This is a genomic window from Phormidium sp. FACHB-592, assembly GCF_014695795.1.
In the GTDB taxonomy this organism is placed as follows: domain Bacteria; phylum Cyanobacteriota; class Cyanobacteriia; order Leptolyngbyales; family Leptolyngbyaceae; genus Stenomitos.
In genome coordinates this window covers 504,248-530,136 of sequence record NZ_JACJOZ010000103.1, presented here as the reverse complement: position 1 = coordinate 530,136, position 25,889 = coordinate 504,248, and the positions used below count along the sequence as shown (strand labels likewise).

General features: G+C 47.8%; 23 protein-coding genes and 1 tRNA gene. 16 read left to right on the top strand and 8 right to left on the bottom strand.

Going from position 1 to position 25,889, the window contains the following annotated elements; translation table 11 throughout:
• Positions 1-96 precede the first annotated feature (96 nt).
• Entirely contained in the window at positions 97-966 is an 870-nt protein-coding gene (locus tag H6F86_RS29125) for a DUF3298 and DUF4163 domain-containing protein (protein ID WP_190454265.1), read from the bottom strand.
• Positions 967-1,073: 107 nt separating this feature from the next.
• Entirely contained in the window at positions 1,074-4,013 is a 2,940-nt protein-coding gene (locus H6F86_RS32610) for a CHAT domain-containing protein (protein ID WP_242033727.1), read from the bottom strand.
• 256 nt (positions 4,014-4,269) lie between these two features.
• On the opposite strand from H6F86_RS32610, the gene H6F86_RS29115 reads away from it, so the two are divergent.
• From H6F86_RS29115 to H6F86_RS29055, 13 genes are all read left to right on the top strand, one after another.
• The gene (locus tag H6F86_RS29115; protein WP_190454262.1) at positions 4,270-5,598 is read left to right on the top strand and encodes a flippase; all 1,329 of its coding nucleotides are present in this window, start codon (positions 4,270-4,272) and stop codon (positions 5,596-5,598) included.
• A gap of 7 nt (positions 5,599-5,605) precedes the next feature.
• On the top strand, positions 5,606-6,253 hold the full coding sequence (locus tag H6F86_RS29110) for an FkbM family methyltransferase (RefSeq protein WP_190454259.1): 648 nt from the start codon (positions 5,606-5,608) through the stop codon (positions 6,251-6,253).
• A 30-nt stretch (positions 6,254-6,283) separates the two neighbouring features.
• Positions 6,284-6,982, top strand: a complete 699-nt coding sequence (locus H6F86_RS29105) for a class I SAM-dependent methyltransferase (protein WP_190454256.1) — start codon at positions 6,284-6,286, stop codon at positions 6,980-6,982.
• Between the two features lie 11 nt (positions 6,983-6,993).
• Positions 6,994-8,211, top strand: a complete 1,218-nt coding sequence (locus tag H6F86_RS29100) for a glycosyltransferase (protein WP_190454253.1) — start codon at positions 6,994-6,996, stop codon at positions 8,209-8,211.
• A 20-nt stretch (positions 8,212-8,231) separates the two neighbouring features.
• Positions 8,232-9,017, top strand: coding sequence for a TIGR04325 family methyltransferase (locus tag H6F86_RS29095; protein ID WP_242033726.1), 786 nt, complete (start codon positions 8,232-8,234; stop codon positions 9,015-9,017).
• Entirely contained in the window at positions 9,014-9,751 is a 738-nt protein-coding gene (locus H6F86_RS29090; protein ID WP_199305552.1) for a class I SAM-dependent methyltransferase, read from the top strand. Before H6F86_RS29095 ends, H6F86_RS29090 begins: the two co-directional genes overlap by 4 nt.
• Entirely contained in the window at positions 9,748-10,749 is a 1,002-nt protein-coding gene (locus H6F86_RS29085; RefSeq protein WP_190454245.1) for an NAD-dependent epimerase/dehydratase family protein, read from the top strand. Before H6F86_RS29090 ends, H6F86_RS29085 begins: the two co-directional genes overlap by 4 nt.
• Positions 10,733-11,854, top strand: coding sequence for a DegT/DnrJ/EryC1/StrS family aminotransferase (locus H6F86_RS29080; RefSeq protein ID WP_242033755.1), 1,122 nt, complete (start codon positions 10,733-10,735; stop codon positions 11,852-11,854). Before H6F86_RS29085 ends, H6F86_RS29080 begins: the two co-directional genes overlap by 17 nt.
• Positions 11,841-12,812 carry a glycosyl transferase gene (locus H6F86_RS29075; RefSeq protein WP_190454242.1) on the top strand — a complete coding sequence of 324 codons (972 nt, stop codon included), beginning with the start codon at positions 11,841-11,843 and terminating at the stop codon, positions 12,810-12,812. The genes H6F86_RS29080 and H6F86_RS29075 overlap by 14 nt, the downstream gene beginning before the upstream one ends.
• A 22-nt stretch (positions 12,813-12,834) precedes the next feature.
• On the top strand, positions 12,835-13,749 hold the full coding sequence (locus H6F86_RS29070) for a glycosyltransferase family 2 protein (protein WP_190454239.1): 915 nt from the start codon (positions 12,835-12,837) through the stop codon (positions 13,747-13,749).
• A complete protein-coding gene (locus H6F86_RS29065; protein WP_190454236.1) occupies positions 13,733-14,659 on the top strand; it encodes a glycosyltransferase family A protein in 927 nt (308 codons plus the stop codon). The genes H6F86_RS29070 and H6F86_RS29065 overlap by 17 nt, the downstream gene beginning before the upstream one ends.
• A gap of 75 nt (positions 14,660-14,734) precedes the next feature.
• Entirely contained in the window at positions 14,735-15,499 is a 765-nt protein-coding gene (locus tag H6F86_RS29060) for a WecB/TagA/CpsF family glycosyltransferase (RefSeq protein WP_190454233.1), read from the top strand.
• A 116-nt stretch (positions 15,500-15,615) separates the two neighbouring features.
• Positions 15,616-18,987 (top strand): SMC family ATPase, encoded by a 3,372-nt coding sequence (locus H6F86_RS29055; protein WP_190454230.1) that lies wholly within the window; start codon positions 15,616-15,618, stop codon positions 18,985-18,987.
• 4 nt (positions 18,988-18,991) lie between these two features.
• Here the strand turns inward: H6F86_RS29055 and H6F86_RS29050 are convergent, their stop codons facing one another.
• The 3 genes from H6F86_RS29050 to H6F86_RS29040 all read right to left on the bottom strand — a co-directional run bounded on the left by H6F86_RS29050 (position 18,992) and on the right by H6F86_RS29040 (position 21,214).
• Positions 18,992-19,192, bottom strand: a complete 201-nt coding sequence (locus H6F86_RS29050) for a hypothetical protein (RefSeq protein ID WP_190454227.1) — start codon at positions 19,190-19,192, stop codon at positions 18,992-18,994.
• Between the two features lie 110 nt (positions 19,193-19,302).
• A complete protein-coding gene (locus H6F86_RS29045) occupies positions 19,303-21,051 on the bottom strand; it encodes an EAL domain-containing response regulator (protein ID WP_190454224.1) in 1,749 nt (582 codons plus the stop codon).
• Positions 21,029-21,214 carry a hypothetical protein gene (locus H6F86_RS29040; protein ID WP_190454221.1) on the bottom strand — a complete coding sequence of 62 codons (186 nt, stop codon included), beginning with the start codon at positions 21,212-21,214 and terminating at the stop codon, positions 21,029-21,031. The genes H6F86_RS29045 and H6F86_RS29040 overlap by 23 nt, the downstream gene beginning before the upstream one ends.
• A 463-nt stretch (positions 21,215-21,677) precedes the next feature.
• Between H6F86_RS29040 and H6F86_RS29035 the strand changes: the two genes are divergently transcribed.
• Positions 21,678-22,130 (top strand): CAAD domain-containing protein, encoded by a 453-nt coding sequence (locus tag H6F86_RS29035; RefSeq protein WP_190454217.1) that lies wholly within the window; start codon positions 21,678-21,680, stop codon positions 22,128-22,130.
• Positions 22,131-22,307: 177 nt separating this feature from the next.
• On the opposite strand, the gene H6F86_RS29030 is transcribed toward H6F86_RS29035, so the two are convergent.
• Entirely contained in the window at positions 22,308-22,883 is a 576-nt protein-coding gene (locus tag H6F86_RS29030) for a (2Fe-2S) ferredoxin domain-containing protein (RefSeq protein ID WP_190454214.1), read from the bottom strand.
• Between the two features lie 333 nt (positions 22,884-23,216).
• Between H6F86_RS29030 and H6F86_RS29025 the strand changes: the two genes are divergently transcribed.
• The gene (locus tag H6F86_RS29025) at positions 23,217-23,633 is read left to right on the top strand and encodes a DUF1824 family protein (protein WP_190454211.1); all 417 of its coding nucleotides are present in this window, start codon (positions 23,217-23,219) and stop codon (positions 23,631-23,633) included.
• A gap of 177 nt (positions 23,634-23,810) precedes the next feature.
• On the opposite strand, the gene H6F86_RS29020 is transcribed toward H6F86_RS29025, so the two are convergent.
• Both H6F86_RS29020 and H6F86_RS29015 read right to left on the bottom strand, forming a co-directional pair.
• Positions 23,811-23,883 (bottom strand) — tRNA-Glu (locus H6F86_RS29020).
• A gap of 133 nt (positions 23,884-24,016) precedes the next feature.
• Positions 24,017-24,295 (bottom strand): Npun_R1517 family heterocyst differentiation transcriptional regulator, encoded by a 279-nt coding sequence (locus H6F86_RS29015; RefSeq protein ID WP_190454208.1) that lies wholly within the window; start codon positions 24,293-24,295, stop codon positions 24,017-24,019.
• Between the two features lie 1,004 nt (positions 24,296-25,299).
• Here H6F86_RS29015 and H6F86_RS29010 point away from each other — a divergent pair.
• Positions 25,300-25,860 carry a hypothetical protein gene (locus H6F86_RS29010; protein WP_190454452.1) on the top strand — a complete coding sequence of 187 codons (561 nt, stop codon included), beginning with the start codon at positions 25,300-25,302 and terminating at the stop codon, positions 25,858-25,860.
• Positions 25,861-25,889: the final 29 nt, after the last annotated feature.

The window sequence follows — 25,889 nt, the reverse complement described above, 5'->3', positions numbered from 1 at the left end:
CCTTCATTCCTCATCCTTTTGCTATATGGCTGTGCTAGTGCTTCTGTAGCGATGGTTCTGACTGCCCAGCAAAGAGATGCGTCAGGCAGTTAAATCCTAACGTTTACCAGCGGTAGTGTTGGGTAGAAACACCTTCAGCGCACCGTCTGGCTTAATGTATGCCCTTAACTGGTTATGGCTGAGAAAGTATTTGCCAGAGGGTTGCAGCGCCAGAATGACATGGGGAAAGCCGAAGTCGTAGAGAAACGTAATTCCTTTGTCGCTGATCGTAAAACTATCGAGATGCTTGGTTTGAAAGCGTTGATTCTTGAGCTGCTCCCGCAGATCGGCACCCTCCTTGTCGCCGTTTGCGATCGCCCGTTTTACTTCAGCCTGCATCGCTTTATTAACCATCGTCGCGATCGTGCTCAGTGATTCTCGCTTGAACACATCTGCCGCTTTTACCACTTTGCCCGTCTTCAGGTTGACCAACCGATGCTTGTTAGAAGAACTGGGATAGGCACCACTACCGCTCCTGGTAAACGTGAGATCCAGCAGCGAGTTTTGGTTGTAGTTCACCGTATAGTCAATTTCGCTCAACCACCAGCTTGCCAAAAACTCTGCCCGTAGTTCTGCGATCGACTGCCCAAAAACGCTTTTAAGACTGACGGCTGACTGCACATTTCGCAATACAGCCGGATTTGTCAGCCCTGTTACCTGGGGATACTTGACGATCGCTTCTTTGTAATCTGGGTACTCCTGCCCTTTTTTGCCACGAACGAACGTCACCGTTTTAGTTTCAACCAGAACGCGATCGCCCTGTGGTGGTTTAGGAGACAGAGACAAGCGATTGGATCGATCGATTGATCCGTCTCCTAGTCTGACTACTGATGCCTTGAGAGACGATAGCTCGTGAGCCTTTAATGGCACGCTAGCCATCAGCACCGAGCATCCAGCAAACAATCCAACAAGAAGGGAAATTTTCATAAAATCTTGACTTAAGCGACTAGGTTTAGTTTTGACAAATGATGCTAACTATTCCCAGCCAACCTAACACTTGTTCAATCCATGTCAATTCCCTGTCACACCCATCCCTACTCTGCTTCACCAATCAGCGTAAAGGCTGCCCAATCTTGTGGCTTGGGGTACTGCTTGAGCGTGTCTAGCATGGCGCGTCGGAGTGCCTGTGCTTTGTCGGGTGTCTGGGTAAGGTTTTGATAGAACGCGGTCATGAGAAACGCCGTGGGTGCATCGGGCACTGCCCAGAGTGACACAACGAGGCTAGGAACGCCAGCCGCAATAAAGGAGCGCGATAACCCGATGACTCCATCACCTGTTAACCGTCCTCTTCCGGTGTCACAGGCACTTAAGACAACCAGTTCAGCCTTAAGCTTTAGATCGAGAATTTCGTCAGCCGTCAAGAAGCCGTTGTCTTTACCAGAGGGAGCCAGCGCGATCGCCCCTGGTATACCCAAACCCTTAAGATCATCCAGTAGCCCATGCGTTGCCAGATGGATGATGCGTTCCTGAGGCATTCGCTGCACGATCGCCGCTTTCGTCGCCCGATCGCCCGTAATGGCTTGTGTGCCAAGGAGGGGCGCGATCGCTGCCGCCTCTAGTTCCGCTCCTGGCAAACTCCCTAATTGTTCTGCTGGTTCTCCCGCTTGAGTAGCCAGAAACGGCATGGTTGGATTACCCACCACAAGGGAGCCAGAAGTCGGAAGTGGGGAACCAGGTAAATTAGTCGTTCTTACCCCCTGCTCCTCCCCTCGACTCGCTCCCCCTGCTCCCCGTACTCCCCCTGCACCCCTTATTCCCCTTACTCCCTCTGCTCTTCTTACCTCTCCCCCCTCACTGCTTACTCCTCTCTCCCCTCCCCTCTCTCGCTGTTGCTGCGTCAGCGCCAGCACCTGAATCGACGGTGCAGTCAGAATGGTATGTCGCTCGATCAAATACTTGCCAGCCGGATCTTGCAGGGCGGCAAAGGGCACTAAAAAGAGCGATTGCTGGGGGATGAAGGTGACGCGAGCGTTGGGGTCTTTTGGCAAGGCATCGGCGATCGGCTGAATGAGCAATTGATACAGCCCTTGAGACTTTGCTAAATCCTCGGCTGGTGCAGTGTTTTTAGGGGCACTGGAACCGCGACCACTCACCCCAATGGTTTCTCGGCTACTGGCAACGAGGTCGCCTAGCGCAAACCGACCCTTTGCCTGAGTTGTCAGGTCAACGTTACGGAAGGTGATAGTGCCATCCGGCGCGATCGCCCAAATGAGTAGTTCCGCCTCGCGTGGTTGCACCTTACCATCTATCAGGATGTCTTCATAGGTGATGGAATACTGCACCAGAGTTGAGTTTTGGGCTTTGGCAATTTGCTTGATCTGAGCGATCGTTGGTGGTGGCGTTGCTGGTACGGCAGCAGGTTTCGTCTCTCCACCAGCAAGCCGCCGTGAGAGAAGTGCCACAAAAGCTCGTGCTCGACCGCGTTCGGCAATTTCTAGCGCTGCATCGGTTTTGTTTTGAGCTACCAGCACTCGTTGAAGGAGACGATAGGTACGGGCTTGCTGCTCGAACAGCGAAATCTGGTTGCGATCGTTGTTGCCCAAATTCGCACGTAGCGATTCCCAAAGCGTAAGACTGCTTGTAAGAGCGCTTTCTGCCTCTGTTAGCTTGCCTAAACGGAACAGCGCTTTGCCTAAATTGTTCAGCACCAAGCCTTCAGTAGCGCGATCTTTCGTGGCACGGGCAATCGCCAATGCCTGCTGGTAAGACGTGACGGCTTTGTCAGATTGGCTAAGCTCGTCATATTCCACCCCCAGATTTGCCAAAGCACTGCTTTCACTCGCTTTGTCGTTTGACTGACGGGCAAGCACTAACGCCTGCTGATGATAGTCGATTGCCTTCTCATACTGACCCATCGAGCGATACACGTTGCCCAGGTTTGTGAACGCAGTCGTCACGCTGTTGGTATCCTTCATCGCTCGACCTGTTGCGAGGCGCTTTTCGTGGTACTCGATCGCCTTGGGAAAATCCTGCACGATGAGATAGAGGTTGCCTAACTTGGTGAGAAAGGAGGCTTCTAGCAAGGGGTTCTGAATGTCTCTGGCGATCGCTAACCCTTTGAACGCAGTGTCGATCGCCTGGTTATAGTCACCCAGGTCATAGTAAACAGTGCTGAGATTGCCAAGTGACTGCGCTTCACCTAACCGATCCTGAATTTGACGGGCAATAACAAGGCGCTGATCCAAATAGTCGATTGCCTTGCCATAGTTGCTCAGTGCGTAGTGGTTTGTCCCTAAATTGTTGAGCGCTGCCGCTATGCCCAGCCGGTCATCTAAACTGCGGGTAAGAGTAAGCTGCTGCTGCGAATAGTCAATCGACGTCGCCTGATCGCCCAGCCCTGCATAAACAACGCTCAAGCCGCCCAAACTATTTGCCTCAAGCCGACGGTCTTTGATTTCACGCGCAACAACGATCGCCTGCTGATACGCTGCGATCGCCTTGGGATAATCTCTCTGGTTAACCGCAATCTCAGCCAGATTGCCGATCATCTGCCCTTCTCCGAGCCGATCTTTAATTTGGCGATAGAGCGTCAACGCTTGCTGATAGTACTCTGCTGCCTTGTCAGCCTTGCCCAGATTGATGGCAATCACGCCCAAATTGCCTAGCGCTGCTGCTTCGCCCTCCAAGTTTTTGGTCTTTCGCGCCAGGTCAAGGCTTTGTTCATAAAACGCTACCGCTTGCGGGTAATTCGTCATCACAGAGTAAGCATTGCCCAGGTTCCGCAACGTTTTGACAACCTTGGGCTGATCTGCCAGTGCTTGATAGAGCTTTAACGCTTGCTGAAGAGTGGCGATCGCCTGCGTTGGCTGCCCGGTGCGATACTGCTGCGTCCCCTGCTCTAGCAGTTGGTCTGCCTCAGTCTGCCGCGAGCCATTTTGTTGAGCCAGAGGAGAGTCAGCTTTGACGAATGGCACCAATGCTGTATGGCAAAACGCAGTCACAGCGACAATAAAAACAATTCGGTACAGTTGCATAACCTAAACCTGACCAATGCTCCAAAACATGACTAAAGCCAGCAGAACAGCAAACTCGTTGCGTATAACGGTTCTACCACTAAAGGAAACAACAGATTTGAACCATTATCGGAAAATATACACAAGCGATCGCAAAAGTCTTGCAACCTTTATGAAGGAGTTGTAAAGCCACGATCGCTCCGCCAATGCTTTAGGGCACTCTGAACCAAGTCTCCTTTCCCAGCAATCCTAGTTTTTGGCTTACACCTCCGCCCCCATGAATCAAGCTTGGATTCAGCTTCTGCCACCCATCCTTCGTTCCAAACTACACGGACGCCACACCTTACAGAAGATTTTGAGCAATACGGGCTGGCTGTTTGCCGATCGTATCCTGCGGATGGGAGTCGGGTTACTGGTTGGCGTTTGGGTTGCCCGCTACTTAGGACCAGAACAATTTGGCTTATTTAACTACGCGATCGCCTTTGTCAGCTTGTTTTCTGTTATCCCTACACTCGGTCTAGACAGCATTGTTATTCGAGAGATTGTTCATCATCCAGAACAAAAGCATGAACTTCTCGGTACAGCGTTTACGCTGAAATTGGTCAGTGGTATTGCTATCTGGTTGGTCACCATTGGAGTGATCGCACAATTAAATCCTGGGCAGAGCCTCACGCACTGGCTCGTTGGTGTCATCGCAGCGGGAATGGTTTTTCAGTCACTAGATACGATCGATTTTTGGTTTCAGTCACAAGTTCAGTCGAAATATACGGTCTACGCTAAGAATATTGCCTTCGTATGCACAACTTTCGTTAAAGTCTGGCTCCTCATGATAAAAGCGCCGTTAATCGCCTTTGCATGGGTAGGGCTAGCAGAGACAGCTTTAGGTTCATTGGGGTTAGTCATCGCCTATCGAGCTAATGGAGAATTGATTACTGCTTGGCGCAGCCGTCTCATCACTGCTAAAAAACTGTTAGGCGACAGTTATCCGTTAATTCTCTCCTCTCTTGCCATCATGGTTTATATGCGAATTGACCAACTTATGTTGGCACAGCAAGTAGGAAATCAAGAAGTTGGCATTTATTCTGCTGCTGTACGGCTTGCAGAAGTTTGGTACTTCATTCCAATGGCGATCGTATCTTCTACCTTCCCAAGCATTATGGAAGCAAGACAGATTAGCGAAACAATTTTTTATGAACGGCTGCAAAAACTCTATCGACTGATGGCATTACTTGCTTATACAGTTGCGATTCCCACGACGTTTCTAGCTGAACCAATTATTAAACTCTTGTTTGGGGCCACCTACGAAAAAGCGAGCCCAATGTTAGCGATCCTCATTTGGACAGGTCTATTTGTTAATTTAGGAGTAGCCCGCAGTTCATTTCTCACGGTAATGAACTGGACCAAGTTACATCTTCTTACAGTTCTGCTTGGATGTGGACTGAATATTATCCTTAATTATATTTTAATCCCAAGCTATGGCGGTATTGGTTCAGCTATAGCGACTTTCACTTCTTATTTATGTGCAACCTACTTAGCGTGTTTTCTGCACAAATCTTTATTCAAAACTGGATCAATGCTAACCAAAGCAATGTTCTTAATAGGATAAGCCGATTGTGAAAAGAATCTTTAAAGGCATACTAAGCCCTATCCTTAAAAAGTTAAATCTTACTCCGCTCTACTGCTTAAGGAAAGAATTCTTGCAGCAGTCAGGTTGGCTTCTAAGCTTTCAAGCTGGTGAGCCAGTAGATAAGTATCGCAATCCCATACCCTGGATGACTTACTCTTTCATTAAATTTATGGAAGGCAGGGTGAGAAAAGATATGTCTGTTTTTGAGTATGGCTGTGGCAACTCTACACTTTGGTGGGCTGATCGAGTCTATTCTGTAACTTCTTGTGAGCATGATCTGCAATGGTTTGAGAAAGTCAAGAAAAGTATTCCATCTAATGTAGCTTTAGAGCATATTACTCTCGAACATGGCGGAGCATACTGTAAGAAAATAGCTGCTTATACAGAAGAATTTAATATTGTTGTTATTGATGGTCGCGATAGAGTTAATTGCGCTGTCAATGCTCTACTTTCCCTTAAAGAAGATGGGGTAATTATTTGGGATAATAGTGACAGAGAAATCTATAAAGAAGGGTATATTTTTTTGTTGGAAAATGGCTATAAAAGACTAGATTTTCATGGTATTGGACCTATAAATGCCTATGCCTGGTGTACATCCGTCTTCTATAGAGAAAAGAATTGCTTGGGAATCTAAGCGCTTCTCTGTTTACAACTGGCTAAAACGATGAATGGTGTGATTAAAAAAATAATTTCTAGGTTAAGAGATATCCGTAGCGAGGAGGAAAAAATCCTTGAATTTATCTCATCGCTACGATTGTCTTCGACTCAAGCATTACTCGACATTGGCTGTGGTTATGGGAATAAGCTAAAGCCAATTCAAGCTCTAGGTATTAATGCTGTTGGTGTTGATGCAAATGCTGTACTCATCCAACGTAACCGAGAAGCTGGTTTAAGTTGTATGACATCAGAAGAGTTCAAGCAAACGGATGACACATACGATGTATTACTCATGTCGCATATTATTGAGCATTTCATGCCCGAGCGACTATTGGAGTTTATGGATAGCTACCTCGATCGCCTTAAGCTAGGAGGGCATCTCATCATTGCAACACCGCTCAATTCACCCTATTTTTATGACGATTTTGACCACATTAAGCCTTATCACCCAGTAGGAATTGATATGGTGTTTGGAGGGTCAGAACTTCAAGTTCAATACTATGCCAGAAATTGCATTCAACTTCAGGATCTTTGGTTTCGGAGAGAACCATTAAAACTCACCTTTTTCGCTGGCTTATATGTAAAAAAACACTCGCGTTTACCAAAGCTTATTAATCTTTTGCTTGCCTTATTATTTCGTTTGAGTTTTGGTGTGATAGGCAAAACTAATGGCTGGATAGGACTGTATAAGAAGGTGGCTAAATGAAGCTCCTTAAGATGACAACGGTCTACCAAGCTTATTGGAGCAAGTTCTATAGCAAGCGTCCGGGCTTAGGTAATCAATCCTATGCTACTCAAAAAGAAGCGCTTGACTATGACGGGTTCGGCTGGGCTGATTTTTGGTCTCACGCTTTAACGCCTTTAGGCTATGAGGTGATGGAAATCATTGCCAACATCGAACCTTTGCAGAAGGCGTGGGCGCTAGAAAATAGCGTAATTTTCACAGAAGAGAATTGGCTTCTAGAAATTGTACTCGCGCAGGTCAAACAGTTTCAGCCATCAGTATTGTTTCCAGATGATTTCTACACATTCACTGCCGATTGGTTAGTAGCACTTAAGCAATCCTGTCCATCGATCAAGCTTACAATAGGTTGGTGTGGTGCACCATATCAAGATACAAAAATTTTCCGCGCTCACGATTTAGTGCTTTCTTGCATTCCTGAATTTGTCGAAAAATTTAGAAACGCAGGTCATTGGAGTGAGCATATTAACCATGCTTTTGAACCACGCTTACTGAAGCGGTTGCCTCAGATAGAAGACCCAGAAATTAATATTTCTTTTGTTGGTCAGATTGTGCGTTCTAACCAATATCATTTACAGCGTAAATTGATTCTAGAGCAGCTAGTAGAACAGTTTCCAGTTCAGGTTTATTCGCCAACGTTCGATATGAGCTGGAAAGCTGAACTAAGACATCAGTTGAAAACATCAGCACAAAGGCTACTGACAGTGTTTCGTCATGGAGGGATTCCAGAATCTTGGCTTAGAAAAGTTCCAAAGATTGGGAAGCTCGTTGGCTCTACCGAGCAGGTGTCCTTGAACCTTAGTCAGCAATTGCGTGCCGCTATAAGACCTGCCGTATTTGGGCTGCAAATGTACCAAACTTTGCAAAATTCAAAAATAACTTTCAACTCACACATTGACGTGTCACCACATTCTGCTTCTAATATGCGTCTATTTGAAGCAACAGGAAGTGGAACTTGCTTATTGACAGATTGGAAGAAAAATATTCAGACAGTATTTGAGCCAGACTATGAAGTCGTCACCTATAAATCCCTTGAGGAATGCATTGAAAAAGTTAGGTGGTTATTAGAAAACCCAGAAAAACGAAAAGCAATTGCACGAGCAGGTCAAAACCGAACCTTAGAATATCACACATTTATTCAGCGCGCTATTCAGCTAGATGAACTAATTAAAGAAGGAATTCAAAAGAAGTGATAAAAAATCCTAAACTGTTTTTGAAACAATTAATTCCGCCTTTCTTCTTGTCTACATATAAGAAAGTAGGAAAATATGGCTTTTTTGGTAACTATAAAACCTGGCAAGCCGCGTATCAGGATACAACAGGGTACGATGCTGCTGTTATTCTGGAAAAAGTTAAAGATTCTCTCCTAAAAGTTAAAGAAGGTAAAGCAGTATATGCACGAGATTCCGTCATCTTTGATAAAATCCATTACTCTTTTCCGTTGTTAGCAAGTTTACTCAAAATTGCTGTTGAAAATGAAGGAAGGTTGAGTGTTTTAGATTTTGGTGGCTCATTAGGTACGTCTTACTATCAGTGTAAAGACTTCCTTTCAGGTTTAAAGGAGTTGAAGTGGAGCATTGTTGAGCAAGAAAACTTTGTAACCACTGGCAAACAGTTTTTTGAAGATACACATCTAAAGTTTTTCTATGATATTGATTCTTGTATACATATAGAGAAACCTGATGTTATTTTGCTTTCAGGTGTTGTGCAATGTTTGGAAGATCCTTATAAGTTCCTAGAAAAGCTGTTGAGTTATAACTTTAACCATATTTTATTTGACCGGACTGCATTTGTAAAAGAAGGAAGCGATCGCCTTACCATTCAAAAAGTCCCACCAGAAATTTATTCTGCGAGTTACCCTGCATGGTTTTTCAGCTTGGATAGATTTCTCAGTTTTTTTGCGGAGAAGTATGACCTCCTACTTGAGTTTGATTCAGACGATAAGGTAAATATTCCTTCTCAATTTAAGGGCTTCTATTTTAAGAGGAAATCGTTGTGATTTCAGCTAAATCATTAAAAGAAATTTACTACAAAGCACAGTTTAAGCCTGGAATTATTGGGTTGTTTATTAATCCTTTTTACTTTGCCCGGAAAGGTCTCTATCAACATATTAAAGCACTCTCACCTTCAATAAAAGGTAAAACCTTAGATGTTGGCTGCGGGCAAAAGCCTTATCAAGGTCTCTATCCTAACTCAGACTATATTGGTTTGGAAATCGGCTCATTTGAAACGAACTGCAATCGGGCAGCAGATTACTTTTACGATGGTGTTCATTTTCCCTTCGCCGAGCAAGAGTTTGATTCTGTCATTACTAATCAAGTGTTTGAACACGTCTTTAATCCTGACCAGTTTCTATCTGAAATTTACCGAATTCTCAAGCCTGAAGGTTTTTTGCTCCTTACTGTACCGTTCGTTTGGGATGAGCATGAACAGCCTGTTGATTATGCTCGTTACTCTTCCTTTGGTTTGAAACATATTTTAGAAGCCAATGGTTTTAAAGTTCTGGAACAGCGTAAAAGTATGGCAGACGTAAGAACACTATTTCAATTAGCCAATGGATACCTTTACAAGAAAACTGTAACCAAAAGTAATGTTCTAAATTCGTTGATTACACTTGTTTTGATGTCGCCACTTAATTTATTAGGTGAATTGCTAGCTATCATCCTGCCTAAGAATGAAGATTTATACCTGGATAACATTGTTTTAGCCAGAAAAACAGGAAATTTATCATGATTGCTTTAGACGTTTACTCAGATTTCGATCGCGCCAATATTCTGATTACAGGCGGCTTAGGGTTTATTGGTTCTTCGCTAGCCCGTCGCTTGGTTAGGCTTGGGTCAAAAGTAACTTTAGTTGATAGCTTGATTCCGCAATATGGTGGCAACCTTTTCAACATTCACGACATTGAAGATCAGGTGAGGGTGAATATTACTGATGTGCGTGATCCTCACGCAATGGCACATCTTATTCAAGGGCAGGACTTTCTGTTTAACTTGGCGGGGCAGACTAGCCACCTCGACTCGATGAAAGATCCTAGGACTGATTTAGATATTAATGCTTCGGCTCAATTATCGATTTTGGAAGCCTGCCGTCAGCACAACACCAGCATTAAAATTGTGTTTGCTAGTACGCGCCAGCTTTACGGTAAACCCGATTATTTGCCTGTTGACGAAACCCATCCCATTCGCCCTGTTGATGTTAACGGTATCAATAAATTAGCAGGCGAATGGTATCACTTACTTTACAACAATGTGCATCATATTCATGCCTGCGCGTTACGGTTAACCAATACCTATGGTCCCGGTATGCGCGTCAAGGATGCACGACAAACCTTTTTGGGCATCTGGATTCGCAATTTGATCGAGGGCAAACCCATTCTGGTCTACGGCGACGGGTTGCAGTTACGGGATTTTAACTACGTCGATGATACGGTAGATGCGTTATTGAAGGCTGCGATCACCCCAACCGCCAATGGCGAAGTTTTCAACCTGGGTAGCCGTGAATACATCAACTTAAAAGATCTGGCAACGTTGATGGTAGAGCTATATCCCGGTGGGAACTATGAAATTGTGCCCTTTCCAGGGGAACTGAAGGCGATCGACATTGGCGATTACTACAGCGACTACACCAAAGCCCACCAAACGCTCGGTTGGTCGCCCCAAGTTTCACTACGCGACGGTCTCCAACACAGCCTGGATTACTACATCCAACACCATGCTCACTACTGGTAGCCCCACCATGATTTTAATGAACGACTTTCGGGCAGAACCGGAAGCGCTCCAGCAACAGCAGATTGCTGCGGCTGAACGGGTTTTGCGCTCGGGTTGGTACGTTCTAGGCAACGAGGTTAAAACGTTTGAAGCTACCTGGGCAGAGCGCTGCGGTGTCGGCTTTGCGGTTGGAGTTGGCAATGGCATGGATGCGATTGAGATCGGCTTACGGGCGATCGGCATTGGTGCAGGCGATGAAGTTATAACAACCCCAATGACCGCTTTTGCAACCGTGCTAGCTGTTATACGGGCAGGCGCAACGCCAGTCCTGGCAGATATTGATCCTGAGACAGCGCTGCTAGATCCCCTTAGTGTTGAACGGTGCCTGTCATCGCGTACAAAAGCCGTGCTGTTGGTGCATCTGTATGGGCAGGTAAAAGCCATGCCGCAATGGGTCGCGTTGTGTGCCGACAAAGGCATTCATTTATTAGAAGATTGCGCTCAGGCTCATTTAGCAAGCTGGCAGGGAAAAGTCGCAGGCAGCTTTGGCACGTGGGGCGCGTATAGCTTTTACCCTACAAAAAATTTGGGAGCCGTTGGGGATGGTGGCGCATTGGTGACGAATACAGACGCGATCGCCCAACAGGCACAGATTCTACGGAACTATGGTCAGAGCCAACGCTACCAGCATCCAGAACTAGGCTTAAACAGTCGTCTTGATGAATTACAAGCGGCATTGCTTTCAGTGCGACTCTGCTGGCTGGAGGAATTTACGGCTCGACGGCGGCAGATTGCCCACGCCTACTACACTGGCATTCAGAACTCCAACATTCAACTTCTAGCACCGCCATTGAGCAAGGAAAACCACGTCCATCACCTTTTTGTGATCTGCTGTGAGCAACGAAAGCGACTGAGCGCCTATTTGACCGAACAAGGGGTTTCTAACCTGAGTCACTATCCCATCCCCATACAGCACCAGTCCCCCTGTCAGGACATCCAACGCGATCCACAGGGACTCTCTCAGGCTGAAACCCATGCAGCTCAATGCCTATCCATTCCCTGCCATCCTCAAATGAGCGATCGTGACGTTGCCCAAGTAATTGAGGTGATCAATGACTTTAAATAGCGTGAAGAACGACACCCGCGCAATCGAGCATTTCTGCACTCTCTTTGACTCTAACTACTTGCCATTAGGTATGGCATTGCATCAGTCCCTAATGACCCATGCGCTACCGTTTCATCTCTGGATTGTTTGCATGGATGAAAAGGTAGAGCAGCAGTTACAGCAACTTTCGCTACCACACGTTAGCTTGATTTCGCTGAAGGACGTCGAAACACCCGCATTGCTGGCAGTCAAACCTGAGCGGAGCCGTGGTGAATATTGTTGGACGCTTACATCTTTTACCTTCCAGGCAGTCTTTGAACGAGATGCTCATGTACAGCAGGTAACGTATTTGGATGCAGACCTGTTCTTCTTTGCCGATCCGAGGTTACTTCTTCAGGAACTGTCGTCCGATCAGCACGTACTTTTTACAGAACACGCCTATGCACCGGAATATGATCAAGCCAAAATCAGCGGACGTTTTTGTGTGCAGTTTCTAACGTTTAAACGCACTCCAGAGGCAGCTAGGGTCATGCATTGGTGGCAAGATCGTTGTCTGGAATGGTGCTTTAACCGCGTTGAGGATGGCAAATTTGGTGATCAGCGTTATCTAGATGCCTGGACAGAATTATTTGCTGAGGATGTTCAGATTGTTGAACAAGTTGAACGAACGTTAGCGCCCTGGAATGTCAGATTTTTTGAACAACGGTTAGAAGGAAAGCTACAGCCTGTTTTCTACCATTTTCATGGGTTGAAAATTGTTGGTTCTAACCGCATTCAATTGTATGCTCAGTACCGCATTGGTCAGCAAGGCTTGGGATTGTATGAAGACTATACGACAGCACTGAAAGCAGCGTTGCGGCAACTGCAAGCAATCAATGCTTCTGTTCCGGTTCTGCCGCTTTCTACCGAACCTAAAGAAGTGCTGCGACGGGTCAAACGCTGGCTCTTTCAAGAAACCAAATTTAGCTCCATTGGCTAACTAGCTCAATTCACTATTTGCAATGAGTACGCCTCCAAAAGAGCCTGTTTATATCATTATTCCGGTTCACAATCGGAAGAATATTACAGTGCAATGTCTGGAGCGTCTTAAACAATATAAAGTACTAGAACGCTACAGCATTGTCATAATAGATGATGGCTCTACAGATGGCACTGGGCAAACAGTCCGTGAGCTATACCCGCAGGTTGAAATCTTATCCGGTGACGGCAACCTGTGGTGGACAGGTGCGATCGCGCTAGGAATGCAATACGCCTATGAGCAAGGGGCAGAATTTTTTATTTGGCTCAATGATGACTGTCAATTTGCGGCAGATACGCTCAGTCATTTAGTTGACTTTGGGCAATCGCATCCAAATAGTATTATTGGCTGCCAAGGCTTTGAAGCAGGTACAGCTGGGGTGATCGCCTTTGGTGGCAAGCGTAAAACATGGCAGGGTTATCGCTTTCTTGAGGCTGCGATCGGGCAGGTCATTCCTTGCGATTTACTCAGCGGTAATATTGTTTGCATCCCTCGCACTGTTGTAGAAACGATCGGCTATCCTGACCCTAGGCTAGTCCCTCATTATGGCGGCGATTCCCTTTTTCTCATTCGTGCTAAAAAGGCAGGCTTTTCTCTCTTTGTTGATGCCACAACAACGGTTTTTAACCTTCCCGGTGAGTCAGCGTTGTATCCCACTCGTTGGCTGCTACAACCGGGCGATCCGCTTAAGCTGCTGAAGTTAATCTTTGTGCCACAGTCTGGATTAAGCTGGCGGGTTTGGCTCAGACTAAACTGGGAAGCTTACTCGGTTTGGGGCATCGTAATGTTTCTCAAAAAGTATAGTTCGATTCTACTCATAACGCTTTTACGCTTTTTACCGTTGTCTTTGCGTCAGCAATTTAGCAAACTAACATCAGCCCATGAGCCTAACAACTAGCACTATTAGCGTTGTTATTACCTGCTACTCAGAAGGGGAGCTGATTTTTGATGCAGTGAACAGTGTCTTAAAACAGACGTTGCCAGCAAACGATTTAATTTTGGTGAATGATGGCTCCACTGATACCAAAACGAATGAAGCCTGTCGTGAATTAGAGCAGCAAGGTGCTATTCAAGTTATCTGGCAGAAGCCGAATGGAGGACCTTCAATCGCCAGAAATCGTGGTTTTGGTGCCGCAACGGGCGAGCTTTTTGTTTTGCTCGATGCCGATGATGTGTTGCCACCAACTGCACTAGAACTCATTCAAGCAGCGTTCGATCAGCATCCCGATGCAGGCTTTATTTACGGAAATTATATCCGGCAAAATGAAGCGACTGCTGCTGGTACTTTAGTTGATCCGGGTAATATTTCACTTCAGACAATGCTGAGTCCAAAGTCTTTTTCGCTTAGCTCTCAATGGAAGCTCGTTGGTACAACACCACTACGGCGATCACTGTGGGAAGCCCTCGGCGGTTACGATCCTGAGTTTGGTGTACAAGATTTGCACGATGTCGAGTTTTGGATGCGTGCGATCGCCTCTGGTTGCCCTTACTATCACCTGGCAGAACCAATTTACATCTGGCGAAAATATTTGGGTCAAAATAGTCGCAAAGTTACACCGCTTGCCTGGTACAAAATTTCTCAAAAGCACTTTGAAATTTATCGCCAGGTAGGTTTAGAATGGCGAGCCTACGAATTACTCTTACTTGGCAGCAAATGGCTTAATCAAACCGCTTTGACGAACACCTATGCTCAAAAACTATTGAAATTTCTTTGGCAAGGTAATATCCATTTTTCGTCCTTAGTTGCTCTGGCTTTGCCGACTCAACTGCTGCGTTGGTTGGCAAAACGTGCGACCTCCAAGCGTTGATTGTGCTATCTACAATGCTTGCCAAAATTTGACAACCGCTTGCTTTAACTACACTCTTGTTTAACTAAAACCCTTGTGATTAATTCGCTCAATCCTATTCAGATCATTGCAACGCCTGTGTATCCAACTAGTTATGAGGATGCGTGCGATCGCATTCAGGCATGGGCACAGTCAAAAACCTCCTGCTATGTTGTGGCAGCTAATGTTCATGTAGTGATGACTGCCTATTGGCAGCGATCGTATCAGCAAGTGATTAATGGTGCCGCACTGGTAACACCGGATGGTATGCCGCTGGTGATGGGCTTACGCTTGTTGGGAGTCAAGCAGCAACAACGGGTCTACGGTCCCGATTTGATGCTGGCATGGTGTGATCGCGCGGCACAAGCAGGCATTCCGCTCTATCTCTATGGCGGCACCAAACTTATGCTGGACACACTTCAGCAAAATCTGGTGCAGCGCTTTCCGGGACTGATCATTGCAGGCACTCATGCCCCACCGTTTCGCCCGCTGACTTTAGAAGAGGAGCGTGCTGATCGCGATCGTATTCATGCGTCTGGTGCGTCTGTTGTCTTCGTAGGGTTAGGCTGCCCTAAGCAAGAAGAGTGGATGGCACGACAGCAGGGCAAGCTCAACGCAGTGATGGTTGGCGTGGGAGCCGCTTTTAGCTTTCATAGTGGTGAAGTGTCTCAAGCACCACGCTGGATGATGGCATGGGGCTTGGAATGGCTGTACCGCTTTGCTATGGAACCAGCACGCCTGTGGCGGCGCTATCTCATTAACAATCCCGCCTTTCTCCTTTTATTTTCCTGGCAGCTAGTGCGATCACGACGATCACACTAGTGGCAGCCGCTTCTCTAGATCCAGGATTGGATATGGGTTGTGCGATCGTTCAGTGCAGGCGTATTAAAGTGCAAGTGTACTGCTAACCTGGAAGGTAGCTCTGCGGCATTGGCAGCATGATCCCCCTGAAGCTAGTTCTTAAAAATTTTCTCAGCTACCGTTACGCAACCCTGGATTTTCGGGGTCTGCATACGGCGTGTATTTGTGGTGCCAATGGAGCAGGCAAATCATCGTTGCTGGAGGCGATCGCGTGGGCAGTCTGGGGGCAAAGCCGCGCCGCTTCTGAGGATGATGTCATTCACATTGGCGCTCAAGAGGCGCAAGTCGATTTCATCTTCAGCAACAACCAGCACACCTATCGCATTCTTCGCAGCCGTTATCGAGGGCAGTCATCGTCTCTAGAGTTTCAGGTAGCGCAGGGGGAAGGCAACGGGCAAGTAGAAGGCAAAAGGCAAAGGGCAGAGGAAGTAGAGGGGGCAGCAGCGGCGGGTGCAGAGGAAGCATGGGAAGCAGAGGGGCAGGGGAGAAGGGTAGGGCTGTCTAATCCCCACTCCCCCCTCCCCACTCCCCATTCCCTACGCTTCCGCACTCTCACTGCCAAAGGCGTTCGCGCAACGCAGCAGTTAATTCTGGAGCACCTAAAGCTAGACTATGAGACGTTTGTAAATTCAGCGTATCTGCGGCAGGGTCGGGCAGATGAGTTCATGCTGAAGCGACCCACCGAACGCAAGCAAATTCTCGCGGATTTGCTGAAGCTGGAACAGTACGATCGGGTTGCAGACCAAGCTAAAGATCAATCACGCCAGTTTAAGGGACAGATTGAGCTACTAGAACGCAGTCTGGAAGCAATGCAGTCACAGCTACAGACACGCGATCGTGTTGTGGCAGAGCGAGCAGCGCTGGAGTCAACGCTGGCAATGCTGCGCGAGCAACAGATGGCGGATAGCGAGCAGTTACATATGCTTCGGACCATGCAGCAGCAACGCCAGACCTGGCAGCAGCAGCATACCTGGCAACAGCAGCAGCAGCGCCACCTGGAGCAGGACTGTCAGCGGTTGCAGCAAGAACTAACGGCAATCCAGCAGCAGCAGCAAGAGTTAGGGGCTTTATTGGAGCAAGAAGCTGCGATCGTGGCTGGCTACCGTCAGTTTCAAAACTTACAGGCGCAAGAAGAAAGCGTATCGGCTCGGTTCAAAGCCCATCAGCAGGCGCAGGCACAGCGTCAGCAATACCAGCAGCAGCAAAACGAGCGTTTAACAGAGCAGCAGCGTCAGATCCAGCAGGTGCAGGCACAACTAGAGGCGCTCACCCAGCAGGATGTCGAGTTACAACAGACCCTTGCCAAAGTGGCAGACATAGCGGCAGCAGTGCAGCAACTTCAGCAGGCACGTGCCCATTTGAGCCAGCTCGATCAGCGGCAGGTGCAGGCTTCTCCCCTTTTACAGCGTCGTCAGGTCATTCAAAGCCAGCTTGATCGCCTGAGTACTCGTCTCACCACACGCTTAGAGGAACTACACGCCTCTGCGCAGCAGCTTCAAGCGCAGCAGTCGTGCCAACCCCAGCTTAAACAAGCCGTACAGGAAGTGAGCGATCGCATCGCTGCCCTGGATGCACGACGCGCCTATCAAGAACGAGTGCGCGAGAAAGGCTTAGAACGTCGCAGCTTCATGGAGCAGCTTCAAGAACAGCAACGGCACTGTGAAGGGCAACTGGCAGCATTAGAGCAAAAAATGCAACTGTTAGTGGCGGAGGACAGGGGAGAGGAGGGAGGAGAGGCAAAAGGCAAAAGGCAAAAGGCAAAAGGTAAACAGCTGGAACATGAATTTACTCAAGCCGCAGAGTCTTCTAGCGTAGCAGCGCACGGCACAACGCCTAATGCTTCCCCACTCCCTACTCCCCACTCCCTACTCCCCACTCCCTATCCTCCCTGCCCTCTTTGCGATCGTCCCCTTGACGAACAGCACTGGAACCTGGTGTTAGAGAAGCATCAAATTGAGCAGCAAGCCGTGTTAGACCAAGTGTGGGTCATTCGGGAGCAGCTATCGGCATCCGAACGCGAAATTCAAATTTTGCGAGACGAATACCGTGCTCTGGAGCGCGAACTAAAGCCATACAGTGCAGTGCTGGAACGTCGGGGACAACTGCAAGAGCAGCTTCAAACGACGATCGCGGTGCAGGCAACCTTGCAGCAGGTTGTAGCAGAAGCGGCTGAGTTGGAGCGATCCCTTCAGCTTGGCAATTACGCGACTGAGCTACATGATGAACTGCGCTTACTCGATCGCAGTTTGCAGGAGCTACATTACGACGAGAAAGATCATGCACTCGCGCGGGGCGAGGTCGATCGCTGGCGTTGGGCAGAAATTCGCCAAGCCGAAATCAAACAGGCACAACGACGACACGACCAACTGTCGCAACGGCAACCCGACCTTTACGCTCAACTCACGGAACTGCAAGCCAACCTGAAGCAGTTAAATGCCGAAACGGCTACCCAGCTTGCCCTGTTGGATCGTCAAATCGCTGGGATTGGTTACGAGTTGGAGCAACATAACGCCCTACGACATGCCCTGCGCGAAGCGCAACATTGGCAATTGCGTTATCAAGAAATCGGTCGTGCCCGCCAGCACTATCCTCAGATGCAGCAACGAGTCAGCGAATTAGCCCAGGCGTTGGACGATCGCCAGCGTGGCTTGCAGGCGGCTCAAATGCAGTTGCAGCAACTGGTACAACAGCTAGAGCGCACCCCAGACTGCCAGGCACAAATGCAAACCCTGGAAGCACGGATGCAGCAGCAACGATCGCACCTGGATGAACAACTGGCATCCCTCGGTCGCCTACAGCAGCAACAGCAGCAGCTTGAAACACTGAATACTCAATACTCAGCGCTCAACACTCAACTACAAGCCGTTCAGCGACAGCAGCGCATCTATCAAGAATTAGCCCAAGCCTTTGGTAAAAACGGCATTCAGGCGTTGATGATCGAAAATGCGCTGCCGCAACTAGAAGCCGAAACCAATCAAATCCTTAGCCGCCTCAGCGCTAACCAGCTACATATTCAATTTGTTACCCAGCGCTCAAACCGTCGTGACCAGGCGCGTCAGGCAAAAGCCAGCAAAGCCCGCAACACCCTGCAACAATCAAAACTGATTGAGACGCTAGATATTTTGATTGCCGATGCTCATGGCACCCGCCCCTATGAAACCTATTCCGGCGGAGAGGCATTTCGGGTTAACTTTGCGATTCGGCTGGCGTTAGCGCGGCTGCTGGCACACCGATCGGGCACCGCGCTGCAAATGCTCATTGTTGACGAAGGCTTTGGCACGCAGGATGCAGAAGGTTGCGATCGCCTCATTGCCGCCATTAACGCGATCGCCCCCGACTTTGCCTGCATTCTCACTGTCACCCACGTCCCTCACTTTAAAGAGGCGTTTCAATCACGCATTGAAGTCTTCAAAACTGAACAAGGTTCTCAGGTGAGCTTAGTTATCTAAGCATTCATTTGCCGATCCTCCAGCTGAGTTGGCTGCGAAACTGGTTGACGCTAAGGGTTAGCAGAACGATCGCAATCACTGCCAGCACCAAAGCGTGCATCCACAGCGCTTCTAAACCAACCCCTTTCAGCAAAGTGCCTTGCACGATCGTGATGTCGTGCCGCAGTGGATTGAGCAGCGACACAAGCTGGAAAAAAGTTGCCATGGTTTCGATTAAATACCGTTAGAGATGAACTGCTCAACGCCATCGAACTGCGTGAAAACGGCTAAGTGACTTTCTATATTGAAAAGCGCCGTAGTCGTTCGTACAGAACGCTAGTCCTTTGCAGCACCTGGATCGAAGCGCTTGTCAGCCGCTAACAGTTCTTGGAGTTCAGTTCCCGACAATGGAGTGCTGAACAAACTACCCTGCATAGCATGACAACCACTTTGGCGCAAAAAGTTAAACTGTGCGACTGTTTCGACGCCCTCCGCAATGACCTTAAGCTGAAGGCTTTGCCCGACTGCAATAATCATTTTGGCGATCGCGGCATCATCAGTATCCGTCATCATGTTTTGAATGAAGGACTTGTCAATTTTCAGGCTGTCGAGGGGAAAGCGCTTGAGATAGTTTAGCGACGAAAAGCCGGTGCCAAAATCATCAAGGGCAATTTGCACCCCGATCGCCTTGAGTTCCTTAAGTTTCAAAACAGTCAGTTCGACCGCAGACATGGCGCAGGCTTCGGTCAGTTCCAACACCAGTACATCGGCAGAAAGCCCGGTCTGCTGCAACGTGTTTGTCACAGTCGTGACCAAATTTTCTTGCTGGAACTGGTGCGTTGAAACGTTTATTGCCAGCCGCAGCGGTAGAGCCATTGCTGACTGCCATACCGTTGCCTGACGGCAAGCAGTTTCTAACGCCCAACGTCCGATCGCCAGCTCTGTGGCAGGATCTTCGGCATTAGCAAGAAAAACGTCTGGATTGATTAGCCCATGCGTTGGATGGTTCCAGCGTAACAGTGCCTCAGCGCCAATAATCCGCCCTGTGATCAAGTTAACCTGTGGCTGATAGTAAACCTGAAATTCCTGCCGCTCAAGCGCAAGTGCCAGTTGGCTCTGCATGAGCTGTTTCTCAGCCTCTAGCACAGCTAGTTCGGGTGAGTAAAGCTGGTACTGATTGTTCTGCGCTTTGGCGTAGCGTAAGGCAATTTCAGCATGGTCAAAGAGTTGGTCAGGGCTGCTGCCATGCTCTGGGTAAAAAGCAATGCCCATCCTTACCTGGATCTGCACACTCTGCTCATCCAGCTCGTAGGGTTCTGTAAGGCTTGCCAAAAGGTTCTGCACAAGGTTGTCGATCGTCCGTTCATTACCAACTTCGTCGCTAACCTGATTGAGCAACACGCCAAATTCATTCGCAACAAGCCGTGCGACCGCATCACTTTCGCCTACAGCCCGCTTGAGTCGTGTGGCAACTTTTTGTAACAGGCGATCGCCGTTGAAGTACCCCAACGCCGTGTTAACTGCACCAAAATCTTTTAGATTAAGGTGCATAACGGCGACACTATAACCTGCTTCCTGTGCCTGTTGAATGGCGTTCTGGCATTGGTTATGAAAGGAAATGCGATTGGGCAGATTTGTCAGGGGATCAACATACGCCATCTGCCCTAACATACTGGCTGCCCGCTTCATTTCACGAATGTAGGGCTGCGTCAGGGTATCGCGTTTCTCCAACCGGGCGGCAATGGCACCCAGCAACTCTGCCCGCTTGAAGGGCTTAGTCAAATAATCATCAGCACCCAGTTCCATACCCTGGCGTAGATCAGTACGATCGGCTTTGGCGCTCAAGAAAATAAACGGGATCGTTGCTGTTGCTGGTTGATCCCGCAGTTGCCGCAAGACTTCGTAACCGTCAAACTCAGGCATCATCACATCACAGATGATTAAATCTGGTTCATACATCTGTGCAAGCTGAACGCCTGTGGCACCATCATTCGCAATGAGTATCTCAAAGGCTTCTGCTTTCAGTAGCTTGAGCATTAAAGTGCAGACAAGTGCATCATCTTCAATCACCAGAATCTGGGTCATTTTCCTTGCTCTCTTTGGACAAGAACGGTGCTGCGATCGCGGTGAGGCACTGGGGCGATCGCCCCCACTGGTCTAAACAGCTTTGCGCCTGCTCTAGAAGACGATGTGACTCTAGAAATCGATATGTAAGAGTGCCAGCTTTACTGTTGAGGCTCGATAACATCTAAAGTGAGCCTTCTATGCAATAATCTGGCGACAGCTTACTACGGCAACAATACTACCAGCGACAGCTTTAGCGTTCTTTTTTAACGTTCCCTAAGTGTAAAGAAAAGCAACCCAGGCAGTAGGTGTCTCTGTACCAGTGGTCTATGCATTGCAGCAGCGCAAGACAAACCTTTGTAGGCAAAATGGCGATTGAGCGGTATAATTCAGGCGCTTATAGCTGAGATCTTCACAGCTAAACGCTTTAGCAGTCAGATCGTTTTAACCTTAAAAGGTAATTGAACAGATGTTCTGCCAGTAGTGCTGGTGGAAGCAACGCACTCTTGCTTAATCTGTCTTACTAATGATAAAACCTGATTCTAAGGTTGTTAGTGTTAAAAAAGCTGTCAAATCAGTCCCGTTATGGCTGAGAGTGCTTGAAATCTCTCCAGCCTTGCCCAGGTTGTTAATTCCAGGTTATGAGTATGAGTTCTGACGTTCAAGAATCTGAGTTTCCCGATACAAGCCCTTCTGGTTTTGCTCCTGATCTAGGCATGCCAACGGATGAGCCTCTGTTGCTGCCACCTGCCACTGAATCCGAGACGAGCCAACAACTGAAGCAAGTCGGCGATCGTATTTATAAGTTTCTGTCCGGCTTGCCTGACTATTTGTCAGACTTTTTTGGCGAGTACAAGCGCCCTCTTATAACGCTGGGTCTTATTTTTGGCTCGATTGTGTCTGTTAAGCTGACCCTTGCGCTTCTGGATGCCATTAACGACATTCCTTTGCTAGCACCAACGTTTGAGCTAATCGGCTTTGCCTACACTGCCTGGTTTATCTATCGTTACTTATGGCGAGCCTCTAACCGAGAAGAGCTAGCCCAAAGCTTTGGCTCCTTAAGAGATCAGGTTTTAGGCAGAAGCGCACCCAAGGTCTAGCGATCGCAGCTACGAACAACGGTGCACGATTTGTTCTGAATGCCCTCTTCCCCTTTGACGTTGAGCCTACCTCACGTTAAGCAACCGACATTAAGAGTATGTCTGCAAAAGGGTAAGAGGGTATTTTCGATCGCGTTTTTGCCGAGACGAGGCGATTACGCTATGCCTTTGCATAAGTTAATTTTGCGGGTCACGCGGAAATTGTTCGTCAACGAGGGCGGCAACGTCCCGGGCAGCAACACGACTATAGCGGGTTTTCTCAGGCATAAAGACAACATGCGGTCCTGCTTTACACTGTTTCATGCAGCCTGTCCCCCGAAGCGTTACCTGATCAGTAAGGTTGCGATCCCTCAGAGCTGCTTCCAACGCATGACAAACCGCTTTACCGCCTCGCTTTAAACAATCAGACTTTTGGCAGACCAAAATGGTAGCGCTGGCTGGACGCTCTGCTTTCACGGGCAGTGGTGGTTCGGCTTGCCCAGGAGCGACAGTGCTAATTCTAAAGGCTTTCAGCTTTGTAGCATCAGTTTTATAGCCTTTATAGCCGCTTTTCTTTTCACCCCAAACTTGAATCCAGGCTCCAGGGACTAGGGTTGCACTCACTGAAGCACGTAATTCTTTTGCTAGCTTGATGCAGTACTCGCCATCAGCCGTCATTAACCGCATGTACTTAGGCTTACCATCTTTAACGAGCAAGCTCAGAAATCGCCCTTCAAGATGCCATACCGCTACTGGTTGCGCTGGTTTACTCATGATGTTTTCATAATGAAGCTCAACAATTTATTGAGAAACTTATTCAATAAACTCTAGCTCTAGCCTACAGCAAAACGCATTCTTTGCCAGCCGTGTTTCTCTGCTGACCATGTCTCTGCTGACGATAACAGTGTGTTCTTTCACACTTATGCTTGCTCGCGTTCTAGGCACACGGCTAGGTTTGAAGCCTCCTGAAAAGTATGTACATTAGGAACCGGGAGAGCAGGCGACCGCATAAAAGGATGAAGAATGTATGCATTGACTAATCAATCACATCAGCTAAAACTTTTGCTGTAATGTATGAGACGCACAAAGTGAAAGCCATTTTAATCTATGCCAGCGCTTGACTCTGAAAATCTCACTCTGGATGCAGCTCAAGGTATCCTTAACCAGTTTGTTTGTAATGATCGATCGCCTGCCGTTATGCCTCAAGCACCTCTGGTCCGGCAGGCACTTTTGCTCGTCGCAGCCCATTCTGACTATCAGATACTAGGCATCTGTGCTGAGACGATCGCTCAGGCAGTGATCGCCCTAAAACGCTATCAGATAGCGTTGGGCTACGAGGCAATGCCTGAAGTGCCTACCCTAGATGGTGCCGTCTATGTCAAATTCAACCCTAACCGCAATGGGTGTCATGTTGCTCCCTATAACGGCACCCATCGCGGTGTACTTATTTCTTGCCAGTCTGCCTATGATGGCGGCGTGAATGAAACCTTTGGACATTTGCCGCTCGATCTATTTGACTGCTAACGGTTGGACCACCCTGGATAGGTGTAATGCAGCTTCTAACGTTAAGACACTGAATCGTAGACGTACTGCTGTCTAAGTAAGAACTGTCGTATACCCCTAAAATGCCTTCTGCTGAACGTAGATCTTTAAATAAAAAAGGGAGAGCTTAATAGCTCTCCCTTTTTTTAGTCTTTCCGATACCCCCAGGGGAATTCGAATCCCCGTCGCCTCCGTGAAAGGGAGGTGTCCTAGGCCTCTAGACGATGGGGGCGTATTGACCAGACCTTTATAAGAATAACGAACACTGCTGCGTTTGTCAACCTAGACTCACACGTTATAACCAGACCATAAGGACTTTGTGTGATGCGTGGCGGCGTTCCTTACCTAATGCGGGGTTATGCGGATTAAGCAAGATCTTTAGAGTTGCGTAGACGAATCAACCGCCGCCGCATTTGGGGTGAGGCTTCAGTCTCAGACAGCTCGTTAGCGGCAACCTCAATTTGAATTGGCTCTAGATACTCATCTGTACCGCAAGTAAAAGCATCAATGAGCAGTTCTAGAAGACGATCGCGATCGTTCAATGCATCCTTCTCCTCAATTAGCCTAAATTTGAGATGGATTTCGCATTCGTAAACACCTACCTCAGGAACGGTGGGCGGCTGACACTCTAAATCATGGTTCATTGTTGAGGTGACTCGCTAGCACTGCAAAGAAAATTCAGGTTACACACGACCAACCTTTCGTTGGACATTTTGAGTGGTTTGAGCAACTACTTCCAGTAGAAACCTTTCACTACATTGCAAAGCTAACATCCCCACAAAATAACTCAAATCCGCTAAATAGCTGAACTTGAAGTTGCTTGTTCTTGGGGTTATTCCTAACTTTAAACCTGCTTTGCAAACTCTTCATAATTGCAATTAGCAGACCTTTAAAGTAAACCTTCTTGGAACTAATCTTGCTATCAAAGCAATTGACCTGAGGCTGCTATAAAGATCCTTTAGAAGGTGGTTAGAGAGTTGAAGAGTGCTATGTCAGAAGCTGCATCGCAGTTTTTTTCTAGCAGCGTTGGTTAGTGCTTCAGTAATAGCGAGGCTTGCATTGTGATCAAAGGATACATTGAGTGGCTACGTGTCAGTCGCTTCAGAGCCGTGAAGATAAACGGATGAAGAATTAATTCTTACCTTTGAAGTAAACATTAATCTTTAAGAATGAGCTTAATGTTTACTTCTGAGCAGGTATAAAGTTGCTGTTTGAACTTTAAGTATACAAACCCTTGTTGAATACCTTTGCTTGGTAGAAAACTTAGAAAATATACCGAGAATCAATCGTGAAATAATTTGTTCTGCACTGCTTTTGCTGTTTGGCATAAGCTCAAAGTGCTAATTTGTTGCTGCTAATTTGGCATTTTTTCATACCTGCTGTACTGAGATATGCTTGTGTTTAGCACACTTAACAAGCTGCTTCCGCTATCAGTCATTCTAAGCTTGAAAGCTCAGTACGCTGCTGCGAGCGTAGAGTGCTAGAAGGGCTACGTGTACTTGGTGCTCAGACAGGTGTTTCAAGAAATGGTACGCAGACAAAAAAGGCTATAGATTAGAGAAAAGGTGAAGGCGAGGCAACTGTGGAAAACGATCGAGCATCTCAGCTTGTGGCAGGCAGCTATTCTGAAGCATCGGAAGACGGTGTTTTGCAGAGTGCAAACGTTGATCCAGCGGCTTCACTTTTCAAGCTTTCGCCACTGATTCGGCTGACGCTGTTGCTCTTGTACGTGTCTTTAACGCTACCGTTGCCGTTTCTAGCAGACATGACGGTAGCCGTAGTACCATCCCCACTTTTATGGGTAAGCATTGGCTTGGGTGGCATCTTGCTGTATGCCGCGTTAAGTGAACGGGTTGTACTTGATAGCGACGGCATTCAAGTAACCTATGCTGCTTGGGTGCCGCGTTTCTTTCGTCGAGGGTGGTCGTTACCGTGGGCAGACGTGACGGCATTGAAGCCCCGTTCTACTGGGCAGGGCGGACTAGTTTACTATCTCCTAAGTAAGTCGGGAAAGGCATATCTTTTACCGATGCGGGTTGCTGGTTTCAACCGTATGGTACAGCGAGTGCAAGCGGAAACGAACATTGACACGGCTGATGTGCGTCCACTCGCGCAACCCTGGATGTACTTCATTCTGCTTGGCTGTACGGTGCTGTTGCTAGCGATCGATGCTTGGACGATCGTGACCGCTTTAAGCCAGACGGTATAAGCATTGATGAGTGCGATTAGCGCTGTTTC

What these genes read in the sequence shown, in the direction of transcription:
- H6F86_RS29125 (WP_190454265.1), bottom strand. Translation starts at nt 966, where the DNA reads ATGAAAATTTCCCTTCTTGTTGGATTGTTTGCTGGATGCTCGGTGCTG.
- H6F86_RS32610 (WP_242033727.1), bottom strand. Translation starts at nt 4,013, where the DNA reads ATGCAACTGTACCGAATTGTTTTTATTGTCGCTGTGACTGCGTTTTGC.
- H6F86_RS29115 (WP_190454262.1), top strand. Translation starts at nt 4,270, where the DNA reads ATGAATCAAGCTTGGATTCAGCTTCTGCCACCCATCCTTCGTTCCAAA.
- H6F86_RS29105 (WP_190454256.1), top strand. Translation starts at nt 6,284, where the DNA reads ATGAATGGTGTGATTAAAAAAATAATTTCTAGGTTAAGAGATATCCGT.
- H6F86_RS29100 (WP_190454253.1), top strand. Translation starts at nt 6,994, where the DNA reads ATGACAACGGTCTACCAAGCTTATTGGAGCAAGTTCTATAGCAAGCGT.
- H6F86_RS29085 (WP_190454245.1), top strand. Translation starts at nt 9,748, where the DNA reads ATGATTGCTTTAGACGTTTACTCAGATTTCGATCGCGCCAATATTCTG.
- H6F86_RS29080 (WP_242033755.1), top strand. Translation starts at nt 10,733, where the DNA reads ATGCTCACTACTGGTAGCCCCACCATGATTTTAATGAACGACTTTCGG.
- H6F86_RS29075 (WP_190454242.1), top strand. Translation starts at nt 11,841, where the DNA reads ATGACTTTAAATAGCGTGAAGAACGACACCCGCGCAATCGAGCATTTC.
- H6F86_RS29070 (WP_190454239.1), top strand. Translation starts at nt 12,835, where the DNA reads ATGAGTACGCCTCCAAAAGAGCCTGTTTATATCATTATTCCGGTTCAC.
- H6F86_RS29065 (WP_190454236.1), top strand. Translation starts at nt 13,733, where the DNA reads ATGAGCCTAACAACTAGCACTATTAGCGTTGTTATTACCTGCTACTCA.
- H6F86_RS29055 (WP_190454230.1), top strand. Translation starts at nt 15,616, where the DNA reads ATGATCCCCCTGAAGCTAGTTCTTAAAAATTTTCTCAGCTACCGTTAC.
- H6F86_RS29050 (WP_190454227.1), bottom strand. Translation starts at nt 19,192, where the DNA reads ATGGCAACTTTTTTCCAGCTTGTGTCGCTGCTCAATCCACTGCGGCAC.
- H6F86_RS29045 (WP_190454224.1), bottom strand. Translation starts at nt 21,051, where the DNA reads ATGACCCAGATTCTGGTGATTGAAGATGATGCACTTGTCTGCACTTTA.
- H6F86_RS29040 (WP_190454221.1), bottom strand. Translation starts at nt 21,214, where the DNA reads ATGTTATCGAGCCTCAACAGTAAAGCTGGCACTCTTACATATCGATTT.
- H6F86_RS29035 (WP_190454217.1), top strand. Translation starts at nt 21,678, where the DNA reads ATGAGTTCTGACGTTCAAGAATCTGAGTTTCCCGATACAAGCCCTTCT.
- H6F86_RS29030 (WP_190454214.1), bottom strand. Translation starts at nt 22,883, where the DNA reads ATGAGTAAACCAGCGCAACCAGTAGCGGTATGGCATCTTGAAGGGCGA.
- H6F86_RS29025 (WP_190454211.1), top strand. Translation starts at nt 23,217, where the DNA reads ATGCCAGCGCTTGACTCTGAAAATCTCACTCTGGATGCAGCTCAAGGT.
- H6F86_RS29015 (WP_190454208.1), bottom strand. Translation starts at nt 24,295, where the DNA reads ATGAACCATGATTTAGAGTGTCAGCCGCCCACCGTTCCTGAGGTAGGT.